At 55.3% G+C, this 19,091-nt stretch carries 16 protein-coding genes, 1 tRNA gene and 1 rRNA gene; 14 read left to right on the top strand and 4 right to left on the bottom strand.

What is annotated here, in order from left to right; all coding sequences use genetic code 11:
- Positions 1-373 precede the first annotated feature (373 nt).
- From proV to emrB, 9 genes are all read left to right on the top strand, one after another.
- Positions 374-1,576, top strand: a complete 1,203-nt coding sequence (gene proV, locus DCH402_RS04215; protein WP_039999910.1) for a glycine betaine/L-proline ABC transporter ATP-binding protein ProV — start codon at positions 374-376, stop codon at positions 1,574-1,576.
- Positions 1,569-2,762, top strand: a complete 1,194-nt coding sequence (gene proW, locus DCH402_RS04210; RefSeq protein WP_039999909.1) for a glycine betaine/L-proline ABC transporter permease ProW — start codon at positions 1,569-1,571, stop codon at positions 2,760-2,762. Before proV ends, proW begins: the two co-directional genes overlap by 8 nt.
- Positions 2,763-2,874: 112 nt before the next feature.
- The gene (gene proX / locus DCH402_RS04205) at positions 2,875-3,873 is read left to right on the top strand and encodes a glycine betaine/L-proline ABC transporter substrate-binding protein ProX (RefSeq protein WP_039999907.1); all 999 of its coding nucleotides are present in this window, start codon (positions 2,875-2,877) and stop codon (positions 3,871-3,873) included.
- A gap of 280 nt (positions 3,874-4,153) precedes the next feature.
- Positions 4,154-5,353, top strand: coding sequence for an MFS transporter (locus DCH402_RS04200; protein ID WP_039999905.1), 1,200 nt, complete (start codon positions 4,154-4,156; stop codon positions 5,351-5,353).
- 45 nt (positions 5,354-5,398) lie between these two features.
- Entirely contained in the window at positions 5,399-6,067 is a 669-nt protein-coding gene (locus DCH402_RS04195; RefSeq protein WP_050583352.1) for an AzlC family ABC transporter permease, read from the top strand.
- Positions 6,064-6,405 (top strand): L-valine transporter subunit YgaH, encoded by a 342-nt coding sequence (ygaH, locus tag DCH402_RS04190; protein WP_039999901.1) that lies wholly within the window; start codon positions 6,064-6,066, stop codon positions 6,403-6,405. Before DCH402_RS04195 ends, ygaH begins: the two co-directional genes overlap by 4 nt.
- 175 nt (positions 6,406-6,580) lie before the next feature.
- A complete protein-coding gene (gene mprA / locus DCH402_RS04185; RefSeq protein WP_039999900.1) occupies positions 6,581-7,093 on the top strand; it encodes a transcriptional repressor MprA in 513 nt (170 codons plus the stop codon).
- Between the two features lie 170 nt (positions 7,094-7,263).
- The gene (gene emrA, locus DCH402_RS04180) at positions 7,264-8,439 is read left to right on the top strand and encodes a multidrug efflux MFS transporter periplasmic adaptor subunit EmrA (RefSeq protein ID WP_039999899.1); all 1,176 of its coding nucleotides are present in this window, start codon (positions 7,264-7,266) and stop codon (positions 8,437-8,439) included.
- 18 nt (positions 8,440-8,457) lie between these two features.
- A complete protein-coding gene (gene emrB / locus DCH402_RS04175; protein WP_027711082.1) occupies positions 8,458-9,990 on the top strand; it encodes a multidrug efflux MFS transporter permease subunit EmrB in 1,533 nt (510 codons plus the stop codon).
- Positions 9,991-10,080: 90 nt separating this feature from the next.
- Here emrB and DCH402_RS04170 read toward each other — a convergent pair whose 3' ends face one another.
- Positions 10,081-11,199, bottom strand: a complete 1,119-nt coding sequence (locus DCH402_RS04170; protein WP_039999898.1) for a tRNA/rRNA methyltransferase — start codon at positions 11,197-11,199, stop codon at positions 10,081-10,083.
- A gap of 242 nt (positions 11,200-11,441) precedes the next feature.
- On the opposite strand from DCH402_RS04170, the gene trxC reads away from it, so the two are divergent.
- The 5 genes from trxC to DCH402_RS04145 all read left to right on the top strand — a co-directional run bounded on the left by trxC (position 11,442) and on the right by DCH402_RS04145 (position 17,331).
- The gene (gene trxC / locus DCH402_RS04165; RefSeq protein WP_039999897.1) at positions 11,442-11,867 is read left to right on the top strand and encodes a thioredoxin TrxC; all 426 of its coding nucleotides are present in this window, start codon (positions 11,442-11,444) and stop codon (positions 11,865-11,867) included.
- 104 nt (positions 11,868-11,971) lie between these two features.
- Complete coding sequence (locus DCH402_RS04160) at positions 11,972-12,688, top strand: tRNA-uridine aminocarboxypropyltransferase (RefSeq protein ID WP_039999896.1); 717 nt, start codon at positions 11,972-11,974, stop codon at positions 12,686-12,688.
- A 33-nt stretch (positions 12,689-12,721) separates the two neighbouring features.
- Positions 12,722-15,388 (top strand): bifunctional acetate--CoA ligase family protein/GNAT family N-acetyltransferase, encoded by a 2,667-nt coding sequence (locus DCH402_RS04155; RefSeq protein WP_039999895.1) that lies wholly within the window; start codon positions 12,722-12,724, stop codon positions 15,386-15,388.
- 164 nt (positions 15,389-15,552) lie between these two features.
- Positions 15,553-16,908: a CDP-diacylglycerol--serine O-phosphatidyltransferase gene (gene pssA / locus DCH402_RS04150; RefSeq protein ID WP_039999894.1), complete on the top strand. Its 1,356-nt coding sequence runs from the start codon at positions 15,553-15,555 to the stop codon at positions 16,906-16,908.
- A 99-nt stretch (positions 16,909-17,007) separates the two neighbouring features.
- Positions 17,008-17,331, top strand: coding sequence for a YfiM family lipoprotein (locus tag DCH402_RS04145; RefSeq protein WP_039999893.1), 324 nt, complete (start codon positions 17,008-17,010; stop codon positions 17,329-17,331).
- Here the strand turns inward: DCH402_RS04145 and DCH402_RS04140 are convergent.
- The 3 genes from DCH402_RS04140 to DCH402_RS04130 all read right to left on the bottom strand — a co-directional run bounded on the left by DCH402_RS04140 (position 17,328) and on the right by DCH402_RS04130 (position 19,083).
- Positions 17,328-18,629, bottom strand: coding sequence for an MFS transporter (locus tag DCH402_RS04140; protein ID WP_039999892.1), 1,302 nt, complete (start codon positions 18,627-18,629; stop codon positions 17,328-17,330). The genes DCH402_RS04145 and DCH402_RS04140 overlap by 4 nt on opposite strands.
- A 220-nt stretch (positions 18,630-18,849) precedes the next feature.
- Positions 18,850-18,965, bottom strand: a 5S ribosomal RNA gene (gene rrf, locus DCH402_RS04135).
- Between the two features lie 42 nt (positions 18,966-19,007).
- Positions 19,008-19,083 (bottom strand) — tRNA-Thr (locus DCH402_RS04130).
- Positions 19,084-19,091 lie beyond the last annotated feature (8 nt).

Here is a 19,091-nt window from a genome sequence, read left to right as displayed (position 1 = left end):
CAAACAGGAATACGCATAAAAAACAAATGAATTTCAAAAAAACCATATATTTACCATCCAAATCCGCAAAAAATTTATTATTGTCGCCATGAGGAAACACACGTATCACGCTGATAAAACCCACAACAAAAAACTCGACAATACATTGAAAAATAAAAATAAATTAATATTTTTACCTACAGGATAATTCTGTTTCATTTTTTAAAACTCCAACACCCCCGCTTACAAAAATATCGTTCATCCGTTAATGCAATACATAAACCAGGACAAACTCAAGGGTTGTCACATGGATTAATTCTGGTTAGGGTATAAACAGTCTTACCCACAACGAGGTCAAAATAAAAATCACACCGCACAGGAAACCTTTAATTACATGGCAATTAAAATTGAAGTAAAACATCTGTATAAGATATTCGGCGAGCATCCAAACCGGGCTTTCAGGCTTCTGGAACAAGGGCTCAATAAAGATCAAATATTTGAGAAAACCGGTCTGACTGTCGGCGTGAAAGACGCCAATCTGACCATTGAAGAAGGCGAAGTTTTTGTGATCATGGGATTATCCGGTTCCGGTAAATCCACTCTGGTACGCCTTCTCAATCGCCTGATAGAACCGACACGCGGCCAGGTGCTGATCGACGGCGAGGATATTTCCCGCCTGCCGGACGGTGCATTGCGTGCCCTGCGTCGTAAGAAGATCAGCATGGTGTTTCAGTCTTTCGCGCTGATGCCTCACCTGAATGTGCTCGACAATACCGCATTCGGCATGGATTTAGCCGGCGTGCCCCGCGAAAAACGCGAGCAAAAAGCGCTGCATGCCTTGCAGCAGGTCGGGCTCGAAACATACGCCGGCACCTACCCGGACGAGCTCTCCGGTGGCATGCGCCAGCGTGTCGGCCTGGCCCGTGCGCTGGCCAACGATCCGGACATTTTGCTGATGGACGAAGCCTTTTCCGCGCTTGACCCGTTGATCCGTACCGAGATGCAGGATGAGCTGATCAAGCTACAGGCGCGTCAGCAACGTACCATCGTTTTCATCTCGCACGATCTGGATGAAGCTATGCGCATCGGCGATCGCATCGCCATCATGCATAGCGGCGAGGTGGTCCAGGTCGGCACGCCGGATGAGATCCTCAATAATCCGGCCAACGACTATGTACGCACGTTCTTCCGCGGCGTGGACATCAGCCATGTGTTCAGCGCCAAAGACATCGCTCGCCGCCGTCCGGTCACGATCATCCGCAAAACGCCGGGCGTCGGCCCGCGATCCGCGCTGAAGATCCTGCAAGAAGAGGATCGCGAGTACGGCTATGTGCTGGAACGGGGCCGTAAATTCATCGGCGTAGTCTCCATTGATTCACTCAAACAGGCGCTGCGTGATCAGCAGCCGCTGGAGCAGGCGCTGCTGCCCGCACCGTTGCCGGTTCCTGGGGATATGTCGCTCAACGAGCTGATATCTCAGGTGGCTCAGGCACCCTGCGCCGTACCTGTTGTGGGGGAACACCATGAATACCTCGGCATTATCTCCAAGGGGATGCTGCTGCAGGCACTGGATAAGGAGAGTACGCTGCATGACTGATACCACGCAAAATCCCTGGGAAGAAAGCCAACTACCGGATCCCACCGCCAACGCCGCCAACCACCACCCGGCCGCGGTGAGTTCATCCGGCGGCCACCCGGCGCAAACCGATCCCTGGGTGGCCTCATCCGCGCCGGCGGGAAACGCTCAGACGCAAGATAACCCTGACGATGCCTGGAATACGTCGCCCCCACCCGCCGCCAATGACGTACATCAGGATGGCAGCGACTGGCTGAACACGCCGACGCCGGCACCTGAGCACATCAACCTGATGGATCCGTTCCGGCATACGCTGGTGCCGCTCGACCGTTGGGTGACGGAAGGCATCGACTGGCTGGTATTGCATTTTCGCCCGCTGTTTCAGGGTATCCGCGTGCCGGTCGATGTCATTCTCACCGGTTTTCAACAACTGCTGACCAGCCTGCCTGCCCCCGTCGCTATTCTGGCGTTTTCTCTGCTGGCCTGGCAGGTCTCCAGTTTCGGCATGGGCGTCGCGACATTGCTGTCGCTGGTCATCATCGGCGCTATCGGCGCCTGGTCTCAGGCGATGGTGACACTGGCGCTGGTGCTGACGGCACTGTTTTTCTGCATCATTCTCGGCTTGCCGCTGGGTATCTGGCTGGCGCATAGCGACCGCGCCGCCCGCGTTGTGCGTCCGCTGCTGGATGCCATGCAAACCACCCCGGCCTTCGTTTACCTGGTGCCGATAGTGATGCTATTCGGTATCGGCAACGTGCCGGGCGTCGTCGTGACGATTATTTTCGCTCTGCCGCCGATTGTTCGTCTGACCATACTCGGCATTCGCCAGGTGCCGGCCGATCTGGTGGAAGCGGCGCAATCCTTTGGCGCCAGCCCGCGCCAGATGCTGTTCAAGGTCCAGTTGCCGCTGGCGATGCCTACCATCATGGCCGGTATCAACCAAACACTGATGCTGACGCTGTCGATGGTCGTCATCGCCTCGATGATCGCCGTCGGCGGGCTTGGGCAGATGGTGTTGCGCGGCATCGGCCGCCTCGACATGGGGCTGGCTTCCATCGGCGGAGTCAGCATCGTCATTCTGGCCATCATTCTGGACCGTTTGACCCAATCGCTGGGGCGCGATGCCCGCAGCCGCAGTCATCGCCACTGGTTCCAGCGTGGGCCGCTGGGGTGGTTGATTCGCCCTTTCCTCACATCCCAGGGATGACCCATCCGGTCGGCACCGTCTGAACTTGCGGCCGATAACGCCCGGCTGCGCCTTTTGATACGACAGCCAGTCGCTGGCGACCACGTATTGAATCAACATGAGGACTATCCGTATGCGTAATATCAGCATGGCAACGCTTGCCCTGACTACCGTACTGAGTACCGGCTTGTTTGCCGCCGACGACCTTCCCGGCAAAGGCATCACCGTCAAGCCGGTGCAAAGCACTCTTTCTGAAGAAACCTTCCAGACGCTGCTGGTCAGCAAGGCGTTGGAGAAACTGGGTTATACCGTCGATACCCCCAGCGAAGTCGACTACAACGTCGGTTACACCTCGATCGCCAACGGCGACGCCACATTCAGTGCAGTCAACTGGCAACCGTTGCATGACGACATGTATCAGGCGGCCGGCGGCGACGCCGCCTTCTATCGTCAGGGCGTCTATGTTTCCGGTGCGGCACAAGGGTATCTGATCGACAAGAAAACCGCCGATAAATACCACATTACTCGTTTGGATCAGCTCAAGGATCCCAAGCTGGCCGCCTTGTTCGACACCAACGGCGACGGCAAAGCGGATCTGACCGGCTGTAACCCCGGTTGGGGATGTGATGGCGTGATTAATCATCAGATTCAGGCTTACGGGCTGAATAATACCGTCAACCACAATCAGGGGAACTACGCGGCGTTAATCGCCGACACGATCACGCGTTACAAACAAGGGAAATCGATTCTTTATTTCACCTGGACGCCGTACTGGGTAAGCGATGTGCTGGTGCCGGGACGGGACGTGGTGTGGCTGCAGGTACCATTCTCCTCGCTGCCCGGCAAACAGAAAAATACCGACACCCAATTACCCAATGGCGCCAATTACGGTTTTCCGGTCAACAAGATGCGCATCATCGCCAACAAAGCCTGGGCTGAAAAGAACCCTGCGGCGGCCAAACTGTTCGCCATCATGAAACTGCCGCTGGCAGACATTAATGCCCAGAACCTGCGTATGCATCAGGGCGAAGCGTCTCAGGAGGATATCGAACGCCACGTCAACGGCTGGGTTAACGCGCACCAGGCGCAATTTAATCGTTGGATTGATTCCGCCCGCGCCGCCGCCAAATAGCACATTCGCCAAACAGTACATTCACCAAACAGTACATTCGCCAAACAGCACAGCGATCGCAACGACATCATCTGGAGGATACCGGAGTGGGTATCCTCACGCTTTTTTCCCTCGCGTCACGACAGCTAAACCGCCTCCGATAGCCCATTCTTTCTGGCCTGTCTGATAAAACGCCTGATTATTCTCATGAGAATTTATAAGACAAATTGCTGGATTCTCCAGCGTGACTGTTCAATACTAAATCAATTATTCAAGCGCAACATCAAGTTAACCATTCCACATGTCCGTATCTTCCTCCTCCGTCGGCTTAACTCCGGCACTGACGTTGTTAATGTCCGCCGCCACCGGGTTGGCGGTTGCCAGCAACTATTATGCTCAACCCTTGTTGGACGCTATCGCTCAAGCCTTCAGCCTGTCGGTCAATCAGGCCGGTTTTATCGTCACCGCAGCCCAACTGGGCTATGCCTGCGGCCTGATGTTTCTGGTGCCGTTGGGCGACCGGTTTGAGCGCCGCCGCTTAATTGTCGGTATGACACTGCTGGCGGCGGGCGGCATGTTGATTACCGCCTCCGCACCATCGTTATGGCTGATGGTGACCGGCACCGCCATAACCGGTTTGTTCTCGGTGGTAGCACAGATTCTGGTACCGCTGGCAGCGACGCTGGCTTCACCGGCACATCGAGGCAAAGTCGTTGGGACCATTATGAGCGGCCTGTTGCTCGGCATCCTGCTGGCCAGAACGCTGGCCGGCGCGCTGGCCTCGTTGGGGGACTGGCGCACGGTCTATTGGGTAGCCAGTCTATTGATGACGGCAATGGCGCTGTTGATGTGGCGCGCGCTGCCGCAGTATCGTCCATCCACTGATCTGAATTACCTGCAGTTACTCATTTCCATCTTCCGGCTCTTCGGCAACTCCCGCGTGTTGCGCACCCGTGCGCTCATGGGCGCGATTTCATTCTCCAATTTCAGCATCATGTGGACATCAATGGCGTTTCTGCTTTCCGCCGCGCCTTACCACTACAGCGAAGGCGTGATCGGACTATTCGGGCTGGCCGGAGCGGCGGGCGCGCTGGCCGCCGGCCGTGCAGGCCGACTGGTGGACCAGGGTAAAGCCAGGCTCTCCACTACGGTAGGCTGGTTGTTGCTGATTTTGTCGTGGCTGCCGATCGCCGCCGGCGTCAATGCCATAGTGCCGCTGCTGATCGGCATCGTCGTGCTGGACATGGCGGTTCAGGGGATGCATGTCACCAATCAAAGCGTGACGTACCGCATACAGCCGGAGGCGCGTAATCGCCTCACTGCCGGTTACATGACCAGCTATTTCATCGGCGGCGCCCTCGGCTCGGTGATCTCCGCTTACGCTTACCAGCATTTCGGCTGGCTCGGCGTCTCAGGCGCCGGGTGTCTTCTGAGCCTGTTGGGTCTGCTGGTGTGGTGGCGGGGCTATCATGACGAGTCATCGCTACCGGAGATGCGCTAAGTGACGACGCCTCACGCTTCGTTTGCCAGAGGCTTGCTGGATAGCATGCCCATCGTCATCGGCTACGTTCCGGTCGCGTTTGCATTTGGTCTGAACGCCGTCAAACTGGGTTTCACGCCGCTCGAAGCGATTTTTTTGTCCTGCGTTATCTACGCCGGCGCCAGCCAGTTTGTCATCACCGCATTACTGAGCGCCGGCGCCTCGATTTGGGTGGCCGCCTTAACCGTCATGGCAATGGATGTCCGCCACGTCTTGTACGGCCCGTCACTGCGTCACCGCATCAGGCAACGCCTGCCGACCGCCAGAACCGCCTGGTGGGCTTTCGGTCTGACCGACGAGGTGTTTGCCGCCGCCACCGTACGGTTATCAAGGGATAACCGACGCTGGAGTGAAGCCTGGATGCTGGGCGTGGCACTAAACGCCTGGTTGTCGTGGGTCGCCGGTACGGTAATCGGCGCACTGTTCGGCAACGGCCCGTTGGACGGCTATCCCGCGGTCGAAGCCGCACTCTCGTTTATGCTGCCGGCCCTGTTTTTGAGCTTCCTGCTGGCGTCATTCAGGCGTCGTCAGAGTCTGGTGGTGGCAACCGCGCTGAGCGGCGCCTGTGTGGGGTTGCTGATCTCGTCTATTCCCGCCGCCATCCTGGTCGGGATTGCCGGCGGATGTCTGTCGTCACTGTATCAACCCACATCATTAAAAGAAGATACGCGATGAATAGTTCAGTATTATTGATCGGTTTACTGGTGGGAACGGTTAATTTCCTGTTCCGATACCTGCCGTTGAGGCTAGGTGGCAGCAGAGCGTCCGGCAATCTGCAACGGGGCAAAACCGCCCTGCTGCTCGACAGTATCGGTATCGCTTCCATTTGCGCGCTACTGGTGGTGTCTACTCTGCCGGACCTGCTGCAACACGTGGAAAGACGCTTGCCGACGTTGGTGGGCTTTACCCTGCTAACGCTTTGTTTTTACAAAACCCGCAGCATCGTCTTATCGACGTTGCTGGGCGCATTGTGCTACGGCCTTGCCTTTAAATGGGCTCAGACGATGGCCTGACTGAGTGGGCGCTTACCGACGTCGCGTCTGGCCAACGTATTAAACGGCGACAGACCGTATCACCTGCACACATTTCGATCAGTGGCAAAATAAGCACTAATCGACAAGTTTCTCGCATTTACCTAATTAGTAACATTAGTTACTATGCAGGTCGTGATTAATGAGGTTGACATCTATGGAAAGTTCATTCGCCCCAATTGAAGACATGCTGCGTATGCGCGCTTCGCGCCGCCCGGATTTCCCTTACCGTGAAGTCCTGCTGCTGCGTTTGTTCCTGCACATGCAGACCAAAATACTGGAACACCGCAACCGGATGCTGAAAGAACAGGACATCAACGAAACCCTGTTCATGGCGCTGATTACGCTGGAATCGCAGGAAAATTACTGCATTCAACCTTCCGAATTGAGCGCAGCGCTTGGCTCTTCACGCACGAATGCCACCCGCATCGCCGATGAGCTGGAAAAACGCGGCTGGATCGAACGGCGCGAGAGCGACAGCGATCGCCGTTGCCTGTACCTGTATATGACCGAGAAAGGTAAAGCCTTTCTGGATGAACTGCTGCCGCCTCAGCACCGCAGCCTGCATATTCTTTGCTCTGCCCTTGAAGACAGTGAAAGAGATCAGTTGGAAGTGCTGATGCGCAAGCTGTTACTCCGTCTTGACGAAATGGACCAGGACGGTTTGTAACCCCCGTCGCCATTCCTGACAGAGACCATCGTCGTCGTTGCCATGCAAACCTTTACGGTTTGCAGGTGGTGCTGTTTTTTCAAAAAACCATCACTGTAATGATACCGCCATGAAAGGCAATCAAAGGCCATGAAAGGCCGAGAAAAAAGCAATTTAACTAGGAGAGAATTATGAGTGCCAACGTGGAAACGCAGACTCCACCTACCCAGCCGTCCAAGCCCAAAAAAACACGTAAAGGAATTCTCACGCTATTGATGATTCTGTTTTTCTTTATTGGCTGTGTGTGGTTCGCCTACTGGTATCTGGTATTACGACACCATCAGGAAACCGATGACGCTTATGTCGCCGGCAACCAGGTTCAAATCATGTCGCAGGTCAACGGCAGCGTCGTCCGGGTCAATGTCGATAATACCGACTTCGTTAAAAAAGGCGATGTGCTGGTAGAGCTTGATCCAGCCGACGCCGAGCAGGCGTTTGAACGCTCAAAGACAACGTTGGCGAACAGCGTGCGTCAGGTTCATCAGCAGATGATCAACGTCCGTCAATATAAAGCGAATATTGACCTGCAACAGATTACGCTGGACCAAGCCATCAGCGACCTGAATCGCCGTGAAGCGCTGGGACGCGCCAACGTCATCGGGCGGGAAGAGTTGCAACACGCGCGTGATCAAGTTGCCAGCTCCAGAGCATCGCTGGAAGCGGCCAAACAGCAATATGCCGCCACCCAGGCGCTGGTACTCAACACACCGCTGGAACAACAGCCGGCCATTGCACAGGCGGCAACCGACCTGCGTAATGCCTGGCTGGCGCTCAAACGTACTCATATCGTCAGCCCGGTGGATGGCTACGTCTCTCGCCGCAGTGTACAACTGGGTGCCCGCGTCACGCCGTCCTCTGCCTTGATGGCAGTCGTGCCGGCGGCTCCGCTGTGGGTCGATGCCAACTTTAAAGAAACCCAGTTAGCCAATATGCGTATCGGCCAGTCGGCGACCATCACCAGCGACCTGTATGGCGACAACGTGGTATATAAAGGCAAAGTGGTCGGCCTGGATATGGGTACGGGCAGCGCGTTTTCGCTGCTGCCGGCGCAAAATGCCACCGGCAACTGGATCAAGGTGGTACAGCGTTTGCCGGTCCGAGTCGAGTTGGATCCCAAACAGCTGGCGGATTACCCGCTGCGTATCGGTTTGTCGATGCTGGTCAATGTGGATACCGCCAATACCGACGGCAAGGTGTTGTCCGATGCGCCCCGCTCGACATCGGCCTACCAGAGTGATGCGCTGGATCTGGATCTGACGCCGGTCAACCAGATGATTGACCAGATCATCAACGCTAACGCTGGCTAACCTTAGAAGGAGAGCAGCGTGACAAAAAAACCGCTTGAAGGCATGTCGCTGGCTCTGATGACGATCGCGCTGTCGCTGGCGACGTTCATGCAAGTGCTGGACTCAACCATTGCCAACGTCGCCATTCCGACTATCGCCGGGAATCTTGGCGCCTCTAACTCACAAGGTACCTGGGTCATCACGTCTTTTGGGGTGGCGAACGCCATCTCCATCCCCATCACCGGCTGGCTGGCAAAACGCTTCGGTGAGGTGCGCCTGTTTATCTGGGCCACTATCCTGTTTACCCTAACGTCGTGGCTGTGCGGCATGTCCACCAGTCTGGAGATGCTGATCGTCTCCCGTATGTTGCAGGGATTGGTTGCCGGCCCGATCATTCCACTGTCTCAAAGCCTGCTGCTGAACAACTACCCGCCGGCTAAACGGGGCATTGCGCTGGCGTTGTGGTCAATGACGGTGGTGGTTGCCCCGATCTTCGGCCCGATCCTCGGCGGCTGGATCAGCGACAACTATCACTGGGGATGGATCTTCTTCATCAACGTCCCGCTCGGTATCGTGGTGGTGCTGATTACGTTGCAAACCCTGCGTGGACGAGAAACCAAAACCGAGATCCGACCTATCGATACGATCGGGCTGGTTTTGCTGGCAGCCGGCATCGGCAGCCTGCAAATGATGCTGGATCGGGGCAAAGAGCTGGATTGGTTTAACTCGACGGAAATCGTGGTGTTGACGGTGGTTGCCGTCGTATCGCTGACGATACTGGTGGTCTGGGAACTGACCGACGATCATCCGGTAGTCGACCTGTCGTTGTTTAAAATGCGTAACTTTACCATCGGCTGCCTGTGTACCAGTCTGGCGTTCATGCTCTACTTTGGCGCCATTGTGCTGTTACCGCAGTTATTACAGGTGGTATTCGGCTATACCGCCACCTGGGCCGGGCTGGCTTCCGCACCGGTGGGCCTGATGCCGGTAATCCTTTCGCCGCTCATCGGTAAATTCATGCATAAGCTGGATATGCGTCGTCTGGTCACGTTCAGCTTCATCATGTATGCGATCTGTTTCTACTGGCGTGCCTATACTTTCGAACCTGCAATGGATTTCGGCGCTTCCGCCTGGCCGCAGTTCGTCCAAGGTTTTGCCGTAGCGTGCTTCTTTATGCCGTTAACCACCATCACGCTCTCCGGTCTACCGCCGGAACGTATGGCGGCCGCCTCCAGCCTGTCGAACTTCGCCCGTACGTTGGCCGGCTCTATCGGCACGTCGATCACCACAACCTTGTGGGAACGCCGGGAAGCGCTGCATCACGAACAGCTTACCGAGGCGATCACCCCCTATAATCCGATCGCGCAACAGACTTATCAGCAACTGGAAGCGATGGGAATGAGTCAACAGCAGGTATCCAGCTATCTGGCTCAGCAGATTACCGCTCAGGGGCTGATTATTGGTGCGAATGAAATCTTCTGGCTGTCGGCCGGGGTTTTCGTCGTGCTGATTGTCCTGGTATGGTTCGCCAAACCGCCGTTCGGCAGTCACTCCGCAGGCGGCGCACACTGATTGCTACGCCGAACATCCGTAATAAAAAAGGTGGCGCCGCCACCTTTTTTATTCACTCATTTTTATTCACTCATTGCCAACCGCACAGGTTTAGCCGTGATGCTGCCGCCACCATTCCGCCAGCAGGATCCCGGTCGCAACCGAGATATTCAGGCTTTCTACATTGCCGGTGCCGTCAATCGACACTTTGACGTCGCCCTGCTGCCAGGCGCTGTCGGATAATCCATCCCCTTCTTGCCCCAGCACGATCACCGATTTGGCCGGCAACGCGACTTTCGACAAGGTTGTCCCTTTATGACTGGAGGTGGTAACGATGGTGTAACCCGCGGCACGGAACTGCGCCAGCGCATCAACCAGACCTTCAGCGCTGATGGCTTTCACATGCTCGGCGCCACCTTCCGCCGTACGCACTGCAGCGCCGGACTCCAGTTGCGAGGCATCATTCACCAGTACGCCTTTCACGCCAAAGTGGGCGCAGCTACGCATAATGCCGCCAAGGTTATGAGGGTTGCCGACATCTTCCAACGCCAGCACACAGTCGGTTTCCCCGGCTTCACGCAGGTAAGCCGCCACATCCAGGCCACGGCGTTTCTTGATCAAAAAACACACGCCACCGTGATGCTCAGTACCGGAGGCGCGAACCAGCTCGTCGTCTTCCACCACGTGGTAGGCTTTGCGGTTAGCGGCCATCCAGCGTAATGCATCACGAAAACGCGGGGTCACTTCCTGCAAAAACCAGCCGCGCACAATCGCTTCCGGGCGGCTCAGGAACAGTGCCTGACAAGCGTTCTCTCCGTAAACACGGGTTTCTTCTGCACGCTGGCGGCGAATCTGTTCCGGGTCAACCTGGCTTTTACCGCTAATACCACCGTGATCCGGCGTCTCGCCAGGCGCACGCGATACTGTTTTCCAGGGCGAATCGGTATACTCCGGCGATTCACTGCGAGCCGGGCGCTCGCGCCCAGCCGACTCATTGCGCCACTTACCACGTCCGGCGTTCTCTTTATTATCTCTCTCACGGCCGCCTCGCGGCGCTCCCTCGCGCCCTTTACGGCCGCCGCCACGGTTGCTGTCACCACGATGACTATCACTGTCACCACGACGCTTATCCGATGTCCGCTTTGGCTTACTGCCTTTTTCGTCGCCATCCTCGCTGCGGACGTACATCACACGGACTTTGCCGCCCTTTCCATTCAATGTATCGCTCATGCTCTTCTCCACCTACGCGCTGGGCGCGAAGATTACCCTATGTCCACCGGGTTAGCCACCAGCCCGATCATAAAAGTCACTAACTATTGTAACTATTGGGTAAAACGCCTTGTTGGTGTTCAACGTGCTATTCATACTTATCCTACTTTTACATCATCGTTGTTGCTCTCTTTGCGCACGATGGACGCATCTTCATCAACAATACACTTGATTACAGCACTTTTTCTATCAGAGGCCCGTTTATGAATACGGTATGTGCATCCTGTAACGCCACCAACCGACTTCCGGAAGACCGCATTAATGAGAACCAGAATGTCAAATGCGGCCGCTGCGGCCACCCGCTCTTCAGTGGCGAGGTGATAAACGCAACGGAAAAGACGCTGGATAAACTGTTGCAGGACGATCTGCCGGTGGTCGTCGATTTCTGGGCACCCTGGTGCGGGCCGTGCGTCAACTTTGCCCCGGTGTTTGAAAGCGTCGCGGATGAAAATGCCGACAAGATCCGCTTCATCAAGGTAAACACCGAAGCGGAACCCGGCCTGAGCGCGCGTTTCCGTATCCGCAGCATTCCGACCATTATGCTGTTCAAGCAAGGTAAGATGGTCGACATGCTTAACGGTGCGATGCCCAAAGCGCCGTTTGAAAGCTGGCTTAACGAATCGCTATAAGCGATTTTCCATGCCATATCCACCAACAAGTGATGCCCTGCCGACACGCGGGGCTTTAGGTCAACAGCCCGGTCGTTTAGAATAGCGCTTTTTAATGGGAAATCATGACCGGTAACGCTGTACTGCGTCTGCGCCAGCAACGCCTCGCCTTTTCTACACGCCCGTTTCGCGCCCGCGGCTGCCGAGTCATCCGCTGCCAGCGCTGTTTGCTGCCGGAAATTCACTGCCTGTGCGATACCCTTTCGCCAGGCACCGCCCGTAGTCGCTTCTGTCTGGTCATGTTCGATACCGAACCGTTGAAACCCAGCAATACCGGTCGTTTAATTGCCGATATCCTGCCGCAGACGGAGGCATTTCTATGGTCCCGTACCGAACCGGACCCGGCATTGCTCGCCACGCTGCAAACCGCAGACTATCAACCCTGGCTGGTGTTTCTCGCAGACGGCGATGAGGAAGGCCGCCAGGTGTCCCATCAGTTGCCCGCCGGTGACAAACCACCGCTGTTTGTCATGCTCGACGGCACCTGGCCGGAAGCGCGCAAAATGTTCCGCAAAAGCCCGTACCTCGATAAATTACCGATCCTGTCGCTCAGTGTGGATGCCTTATCCCGCTATCAGTTGCGGGAAGCCAGCAGCGCCGGGCAGCATTGCACGGCGGAAATCGCCATTGCGTTGCTGCGTCAGGCCGGCGATAACGACGCCGCCGATGCGCTGGCAGCGCATTTCGATCGTTTTCGCCGCCATTATCTGGCAGGCAAAGCACATCACGCGAACAAGAAAATTTCCTCTACGGTCACAGCAAAAACGGCAACGGACGTTTAAGATCAATCAGGTGTATTCCTACAGGAGTAACTGATGAGCCAGCGCGGATTAGAAGCACTGTTACGTCCCCGTTCTATTGCGGTACTCGGCGCGTCGGAAAAACCGGGACGAGCCGGTTTTCTGATGATGCGTAATCTGCTTGATGGCGGATTCAACGGGCCGGTGCTGCCGGTCACGCCGAAATATAAAGCGGTGTGCGGCGTACTGGCGTACCGCGATGTCGCCAGCCTGCCGCTGACGCCCGACCTTGCCGTTATCTGCACGCGCGCCGATCGCAATCTCTCGCTGCTGGAAGCATTAGGGCAACGCGGCTGTAAAACCGTCATCGTGCTTTCCGCTCCGCCATCGCAATTCGCCGAGTTGAAAAGTTGTGCCGCCCGCTATGCGATGCGCCTGTTAGGCCCGAATAGCCTCGGGCTGTTAGCCCCCTGGCAGGGGCTTAACGCCAGCTTTTCACCGGTGCCGATTCTAAAAGGCAAACTGGCGTTTATTTCGCAGTCGGCCGCCGTTTCCAACACCATTCTGGACTGGGCGCAACAACGCGGCATCGGCTTCTCTTACTTTATCGCGTTGGGCGACAGCCTGGACATTGACGTTGACGACCTGTTGGATTTTCTGGCGCGGGACGGTAAAACCAGCGCCATTCTGTTGCATCTGGAACACATCAGCGACGCCCGACGCTTTCTTTCGGCCGCGCGCAGCGCATCACGCAATAAACCGATTCTGGTGATCAAAAGCGGTCGCAGCCGCCAGGCGCAACAACTGCTGCATGACGGCCAGCATGGGCTGGATGCCGCCTACGACGCCGCCATCCAGCGTGCCGGGCTGCTACGCGTGCAAGATACCCACGAGCTATTCTCGGCGGTGGAAACCCTCAGTCATTTCCGCCCGCTGCGCGGCGAGCGCTTGTTGATTGTCAGCAACGGTGCCTCGCCTGCGGCGCAGGCGCTGGATCAACTGATTGCCCGCCAAGGCAAGCTGGCGACGTTGAGCGAGACGACGCAACAGGCGTTGCGCGTCGTGTTGCCCGACACCGTCGCCATCGGCAACCCGCTCGATTTGCGCGACGACGCCACCCCACAACGTTATCAGGCGACACTGTCAGCGCTGCTGGACAGCGACGATTATGATGCGCTGTTGATTATCCATGCCCCAAGCGCCGCCGCCCCCGGTACGGAAAGCGCAGAAAGTCTCATTCAATTATTACAGCAACACCCGCGCGGCAAACGTATTACGCTGCTGACTAACTGGTGCGGTGAGTTTTCCTCACAAGAAGCGCGCCGACTGTTCAACGAGGCGGGGATCCCGACCTACCGCACGCCGGAAGGCACGGTAACGGCCTTCATGCATATCGTCGAATATCGCCGTAACCAAAAACAACTGAAAGAAACTCCGGCGTTGCCCTCGGACCTCACCGCCAACACCGCGCACGCGCACGCGCTGATCAACCAGGCGCTACAGGAGGGAGCCACCCGGCTCGATACCCATGAAGTCCAGCCGATTCTGCAAGCTTATGGCCTGAATACGCTGCCGACCTGGATTGCCGGCGACAGCACCGAAGCGGTGTATATCGCGGAAAAAATTGGCTATCCGGTTGCGCTTAAGCTGCGCTCCCCCGATATTCCCCACAAATCGGAAATTCAGGGCGTCATGCTGTACCTTCAAAATGCCCAGGAAGTACAACTGGCGGCGGAGGCAATGCTGGAGCGGGTCAGGCACACCAATCCGCAGGCCCGGGTTCACGGTTTGTTGGTACAAGGTATGGCTAATCGTACCGGCGCGCTGGAGTTACGTATCGCCGTTGAACAGGATGCGATTTTCGGCCCACTCATTATGCTGGGTGAAGGCGGAACGGAATGGAACCGGGAAACACAGGCCGCCGTAGCATTGCCGCCGCTGAATATGGCGCTGGCTCGCTATCTGATCGTCCAGGCGTTGAAAAGCGGTAAAATTCGCAGCCCAAATGCCCTCAAACCGCTGGATATTCCAGCTTTAAGCCGATTGCTGGTGCAGGTTTCCAACCTGATTCTGGATTGCCCGGAGATCGAACGTCTGGATATTCACCCGCTGTTGGCTTCCGGCGAGGAATTTACCCTGCTCGATGTGACGTTGCATTTGGCGCCTTTCAGCGGAGATCCGCAATCCCGGCTATCTGTGCGCCCTTATCCGCAGGAACTGGAAGAAACGGTACATCTCAAGGATGGATCACCCTGCCTGTTTCGCCCTATCCTGCCCGAAGACGAACCGCTGCTGGCCCGTTTTATCGGCAAAGTGACGCGAGAAGACCTGTACTACCGTTACTTCAGTGAAATCAACGAATTTACTCATGAAGATTTGGCCAACATGACTCAAATTGACTACGATCGTGAAATGGCTTTCATTGCCGTCCGCTCAGATATGAACGGCGAGTCGGAGATTATCGGCGTGACACGCGCCATCGCCGATCCCGACAACATCAGTGCAGAATTTGCGGTACTGGTACGCTCAGACCTGAAAGGATTGGGATTAGGCAGGAAGTTGCTGGAAAAGTTGATCCACTACGCCAGACTTCACGGATTGAATCGCCTTAACGGTATTACCATGCCGACGAATCAGGGAATGGTCACACTGGCGAAAAAACTGGGCTTTAACGTTGATGTGCAACTGGAAGACGGCATTGTCACGCTGGAGCTGCCGTTGAGCGCGCCTGTGCAGTTATAATCAAGTTATAACCAGATGCGCAGATGTGGTTGAGATCTCGCTACCGGCAGCAAAACTTGCTCACAACGCCCGCCAAGTAGTGGTATCATCGCCCGATTCGGCTATGCCTTAACGTATTTCATGACCATGCGGTCACCCCACGATGAGAGAAGAATCGCACTGTGATGTTGTCAAAACTAAAGCGTACGAAATATCAACAACACCTTGCACAACTGCCTAAAATTCCTCAGCCTGCCGACGACGTCCAGACGCTCCACAGCCCGGCGCTTTTCCGTACCACACTGACAGAACAGATTCTGCAGGCCAGGAAGCGCATCTATCTGGTAGCCCTGTATCTGGAACACGATGATGGCGGTGAAGGGATTCTGTCTGCGCTCTATCAGGCGAAACGCCAGTGTCCGGAGTTAGAGATTTGCGTACTGGTAGACTGGCATCGTGCTCAGCGCGGTCGCATCGGCGTCACCGCCGACAGCACCAACGCCGACTGGTACTATGCCATGGCGCAACAGCACAATGACGTATCCTTCCCGATTTACGGCATCCCGGTTAATACCCGCGAAGCATTAGGCGTCCTGCACCTGAAAGGGTTTATTGTTGATGACACGGTGCTCTATAGCGGCGCCAGTCTGAATGACGTCTATCTGCATCAGCATGAAAAATACCGCTACGATCGCTACCAGCTCATTCATAATTCCGTGCTGGCTGACGTCATGGCGCGTTACGTGCAGGACCTGCTGGCGTCGTCCGCGGTACAGCGGCTGGACACCCCTTCCCGCCCGAAAACCATCGACATTAAGAATGATATTCGTCAATTCCGCCAGTCTCTTCGCTCAGCGACCTACCTGTTGCCTGGCGTCGGTGACAATAACCATCAACTGACGGTCACACCGCTGGTCGGGCTGGGTAAACAGAGCCCGCTGAACCAAACGATACATCACCTTATGTATTGCACTGATCAGCAGTTGGTGATGTGTACTCCCTATTTCAATTTACCGGCGCTATTGGTGCGCAATATTATTCGCCTGCTGCGTAATGGTAAGCAGATAGAAATTATTATCGGCGATAAGACGGCAAACGACTTTTTTATTCCTGAAGATCAACCGTTCCGAATTATTGGTGCATTGCCTTATCTGTATGAAATCAACCTGCGCCGCTTTTTGAGCCGTCTGCAAAAATATATCGACAGCAACCAACTGGTGGTACGCCTGTGGAAAGACGGTGACAACAGCTTTCACCTGAAGGGAATGTGGGTGGATGATACCTGGCAATTACTGACGGGCAATAACCTCAATCCCCGCGCCTGGCGGCTGGATTTGGAAAACGCCATCCTGATTCATGACCCGGAGCAAGTGCTGCAAACTCAGCGCCAGCAGGAGCTGGAATGCATTCGCGCCCATACCCAGGTCATCACGCACTATCAGCAGTTGCAAAGCATTGCGCAATACCCGGTAAAAGTACGCAAGCTTATTCGTCGCCTGCGCCGCATCCGCATCGACCGTCTGATAAGCCGAATTTTGTAACCACCTGTGGAATTCCCGGCATAGGGTGTTAATACCCGCCGGGAATGCTGCCTCATGTCGTAAACTCTGCAGAATACCCCCAAAACACGAGGCATGATGATGCGAAGCGCCTTGTTACTCCTGCTTTTCGCCTGCTCAGGATGCACGCATATGGCACAAGATCGGTGGACCGGCCCCGATAAAGCCGAGCATTTCCTGGCATCGGCGTTAATCAGCGCCGCAAGTAGCGAGGCTGCTGAACGCCAGCATCAAAGTCGTGACCATAGCGCTGCATTCGGATTGATGTTTTCCGTCAGTATCGGCGCCGCTAAAGAAACATACGACAGTCGGCCGCAAGGCAGTGGATGGAGCGTGAAAGATTTCACCTGGGACATAGCCGGCGCAACGGCCGGCTACTGCTTATGGCAGGCAGCACACCCTTAGAGCTTTTCGCCTTTCCCTTTATGGTGCAACCCAAGTGAAACCAGAAATGCCAGCGCCCCCATCAGTGAAACATACCAAAAGAAGGACTCTTCCATCCCCAGCGATTTCAGCGACAAAGCGACATACTCGGCGGAACCGCCAAACAAGGCATTTGCTACCGCATAAGACAACCCGACCCCCAACGCTCTGACTTCCGGTGGAAACATTTCCGCCTTCAAAATACCGCTGATAGAGGTATAAAAACTCACGATCACCAACGCCAGCATCACCAGCGAGAAAGCGATAACCGGGTTAGTCATTCCTTGCAACGTCGATAAAATCGGCACCGTCAACAACGCCGATAGCGACCCGAAAAACAGCATGGAACTGCGTCGGCCAATTTTGTCGGATAACGCGCCGAATAAAGGCTGCAACAGCATAAAAATAAATAATGCCAGTGTCATCAAACCGCTGGCAGACTTGGCGCTCATCCCTGCGGTATTCACCAGATATTTCTGCATATAGGTGGTGTAGGTATAGAAACTGAGCGAACCGCCGGCGGTAAAACCCAACACCATGATAAAAGTATTACGATTGCGCCACAGCCCGCGTAACGAGCCGGCATCCTTACGTGCGCGTGTTTCGCTGTCTGATGTCTCATTAAGCGAACGACGCAGAAACAGGGCAACAACTGCCAAAGCCGCCCCCAACGCAAAAGGAATACGCCATCCCCATGAACGTAATTCCGCATCGGAAAGCACGTGTTGCAGGATAACCACGACCAGTAACGCCAGTAATTGCCCCCCTATCAACGTGACATATTGAAACGACGCATAAAATCCTTTACGCCCTTCCAACGCCACTTCGCTCATATAGGTAGCGCTGGTACCGTATTCGCCACCCACCGACAATCCCTGAAATAAACGGGCCATCAGCAGCAATAATGGCGCCCAAACGCCGATAGTTGCATAACCGGGTAAGCAGGCGATGACCAGCGACCCCAGACACATCATGCATACAGAAATCAGCATAGATCGTTTACGGCCATATTTATCAGCAATATAGCCAAACAACCACCCACCGATAGGGCGCATCAGAAATCCGGCGGCAAAAACACCGGCTGTCTGTAGTAGTTGTGTCGTCGCATTTCCGTCAGGAAAAAAGATGTGGGCAAAATAAAGAGAACAAAACGAATAGACGTAAAAATCAAACCATTCGACTAAATTACCCGATGATGCACCAACGATTGCCCAGATTCGCTGACGCGAGCCCACGTTACTGATCGTTGTTCCATCCTGTGACTTTATTGTATTCACCATGCACGCTTTACCCTTTTGTTGTCTGTTATCTAATTGTTATCTTATAGCAGACAAAGTAAAGCAGGCGCAGTGATTCAGGCAAAGACTCACACCGCCTGAGGCCATTATTTAAGCCGGCAACATGGCGTGGATAGCGCTGTCCACTACAAAAATTCAACCAGAGCGTTCGAATGATGAAAAAGAAAAGGCCACCTAAAAGGTGGCCTTCTTGCTATTGAGTGTCTGGCAGTTCCCTACTCTCGCATGGGGAGACCCCACACTACCATCGGCGCTACGGCGTTTCACTTCTGAGTTCGGCATGGGGTCAGGTGGGACCACCGCGCTCTCGCCGCCAGACAAATTCTTTTATTCATTTTGCCGAACATTATTTAAAACAACTGGTGCTGATACCCAGAGTCGAACTGGGGACCTCACCCTTACCAAGGGTGCGCTCTACCAACTGAGCCATATCAGCACGCAAAA

It is taken from the genome of Dickeya chrysanthemi NCPPB 402 (assembly GCF_000406105.1).
In the GTDB taxonomy this organism is placed as follows: Bacteria; Pseudomonadota; Gammaproteobacteria; order Enterobacterales; family Enterobacteriaceae; genus Dickeya; species Dickeya chrysanthemi.
Note: the sequence above shows the minus strand (reverse complement) of the source record. Positions and strands in the feature narration are given on the sequence as shown.

Excerpts from the sequence above, each read along its gene's own strand:
- proV (WP_039999910.1), top strand. The coding sequence starts at position 374 with ATGGCAATTAAAATTGAAGTAAAACATCTGTATAAGATATTCGGCGAG.
- proW (WP_039999909.1), top strand. The coding sequence starts at position 1,569 with ATGACTGATACCACGCAAAATCCCTGGGAAGAAAGCCAACTACCGGAT.
- proX (WP_039999907.1), top strand. The coding sequence starts at position 2,875 with ATGCGTAATATCAGCATGGCAACGCTTGCCCTGACTACCGTACTGAGT.
- DCH402_RS04200 (WP_039999905.1), top strand. The coding sequence starts at position 4,154 with ATGTCCGTATCTTCCTCCTCCGTCGGCTTAACTCCGGCACTGACGTTG.
- DCH402_RS04195 (WP_050583352.1), top strand. The coding sequence starts at position 5,399 with ATGCCCATCGTCATCGGCTACGTTCCGGTCGCGTTTGCATTTGGTCTG.
- ygaH (WP_039999901.1), top strand. The coding sequence starts at position 6,064 with ATGAATAGTTCAGTATTATTGATCGGTTTACTGGTGGGAACGGTTAAT.
- mprA (WP_039999900.1), top strand. The coding sequence starts at position 6,581 with ATGGAAAGTTCATTCGCCCCAATTGAAGACATGCTGCGTATGCGCGCT.
- emrA (WP_039999899.1), top strand. The coding sequence starts at position 7,264 with ATGAGTGCCAACGTGGAAACGCAGACTCCACCTACCCAGCCGTCCAAG.
- DCH402_RS04170 (WP_039999898.1), bottom strand. The coding sequence starts at position 11,199 with ATGAGCGATACATTGAATGGAAAGGGCGGCAAAGTCCGTGTGATGTAC.
- trxC (WP_039999897.1), top strand. The coding sequence starts at position 11,442 with ATGAATACGGTATGTGCATCCTGTAACGCCACCAACCGACTTCCGGAA.
- DCH402_RS04160 (WP_039999896.1), top strand. The coding sequence starts at position 11,972 with ATGACCGGTAACGCTGTACTGCGTCTGCGCCAGCAACGCCTCGCCTTT.
- DCH402_RS04155 (WP_039999895.1), top strand. The coding sequence starts at position 12,722 with ATGAGCCAGCGCGGATTAGAAGCACTGTTACGTCCCCGTTCTATTGCG.
- pssA (WP_039999894.1), top strand. The coding sequence starts at position 15,553 with ATGTTGTCAAAACTAAAGCGTACGAAATATCAACAACACCTTGCACAA.
- DCH402_RS04145 (WP_039999893.1), top strand. The coding sequence starts at position 17,008 with ATGCGAAGCGCCTTGTTACTCCTGCTTTTCGCCTGCTCAGGATGCACG.
- DCH402_RS04140 (WP_039999892.1), bottom strand. The coding sequence starts at position 18,629 with ATGGTGAATACAATAAAGTCACAGGATGGAACAACGATCAGTAACGTG.